Origin of the sequence: Vibrio sp. S17_S38, from assembly GCF_014694375.1 — a bacterium.
GTDB lineage: Bacteria > Pseudomonadota > Gammaproteobacteria > Enterobacterales > Vibrionaceae > Vibrio.
Genome location: NZ_JAAUWW010000043.1, coordinates 1 through 1822, shown reverse-complemented (window position 1 = coordinate 1822; position 1822 = coordinate 1). Strand labels below are relative to the sequence as shown.

Annotated in this window: 1 rRNA gene; it reads right to left on the bottom strand. The window is 50.2% G+C overall.

Annotated elements, in window-relative coordinates:
- Window positions 1-15: 15 nt before the first annotated feature.
- A 16S ribosomal RNA gene (locus HC725_RS16485) occupies window positions 16-1558 on the bottom strand.
- Window positions 1559-1822: the final 264 nt, after the last annotated feature.

The window sequence follows — 1822 nt, the reverse complement described above, 5'->3', positions numbered from 1 at the left end:
AAAATAATCTTTTCGTAAGGAGGTGATCCAGCCCCAGGTTCCCCTAGGGCTACCTTGTTACGACTTCACCCCAGTCATGAACCACAAAGTGGTAAGCGTCCTCCCGAAGGTTAAACTACCTACTTCTTTTGCAGCCCACTCCCATGGTGTGACGGGCGGTGTGTACAAGGCCCGGGAACGTATTCACCGTAGCATTCTGATCTACGATTACTAGCGATTCCGACTTCATGGAGTCGAGTTGCAGACTCCAATCCGGACTACGACGCACTTTTTGGGATTCGCTCACTATCGCTAGCTTGCTGCCCTCTGTATGCGCCATTGTAGCACGTGTGTAGCCCTACTCGTAAGGGCCATGATGACTTGACGTCGTCCCCACCTTCCTCCGGTTTATCACCGGCAGTCTCCCTGGAGTTCCCGACATTACTCGCTGGCAAACAAGGATAAGGGTTGCGCTCGTTGCGGGACTTAACCCAACATTTCACAACACGAGCTGACGACAGCCATGCAGCACCTGTCTTAGAGTTCCCGAAGGCACACCTGCGTCTCCGCTGGCTTCTCTAGATGTCAAGAGTAGGTAAGGTTCTTCGCGTTGCATCGAATTAAACCACATGCTCCACCGCTTGTGCGGGCCCCCGTCAATTCATTTGAGTTTTAATCTTGCGACCGTACTCCCCAGGCGGTCTACTTAACGCGTTAGCTCCGAAAGCCACGGCTCAAGGCCACAACCTCCAAGTAGACATCGTTTACGGCGTGGACTACCAGGGTATCTAATCCTGTTTGCTCCCCACGCTTTCGCATCTGAGTGTCAGTATCTGTCCAGGGGGCCGCCTTCGCCACTGGTATTCCTTCAGATCTCTACGCATTTCACCGCTACACCTGAAATTCTACCCCCCTCTACAGTACTCTAGTTTGCCAGTTTCAAATGACCTTCCGAGGTTGAGCCCCGGGCTTTCACATCTGACTTAACAAACCACCTGCATGCGCTTTACGCCCAGTAATTCCGATTAACGCTCGCACCCTCCGTATTACCGCGGCTGCTGGCACGGAGTTAGCCGGTGCTTCTTCTGTTGCTAACGTCAAGCAACGCAGCTATTAACTACGAAACCTTCCTCACAACTGAAAGTACTTTACAACCCGAAGGCCTTCTTCATACACGCGGCATGGCTGCATCAGGCTTTCGCCCATTGTGCAATATTCCCCACTGCTGCCTCCCGTAGGAGTCTGGGCCGTGTCTCAGTCCCAGTGTGGCTGATCATCCTCTCAGACCAGCTAGGGATCGTCGCCTTGGTGAGCCATTACCTCACCAACTAGCTAATCCCACATAGGCGTATCCAGTAGCGCGAGGCCCGAAGGTCCCCCGCTTTGCTCCGAAGAGGTTATGCGGTATTAACAGTCGTTTCCAACTGGTATCCCCCTCTACTGGGCAACTTCCTATGCATTACTCACCCGTCCGCCGCTCGTCAGCAGATTAGCAAGCTAATCTCTGTTACCGCTCGACTTGCATGTGTTAGGCCTGCCGCCAGCGTTCAATCTGAGCCATGATCAAACTCTTCAATTAAAGTTTTGTTGATGCTTTCGCATCGGCTCAATGATTACTGACTTCAAACTTATTCTTCTTAAAAAGAAGAAGTAACTTTAAAGTTTATTACCATTTCCCAGCAGGAAATGATAATGAATTGACTGTGCCGCTATTATTACTTTCACTTTAAAAAGTGAAATCAAACAAGCTCAAGGCTGTTCTTATTAATAGCCGTTTGGTCACTCAGTTCATTGATAAATCTTATTGATTATCATCAACGAGTGCCCACACAGATTGATAGGT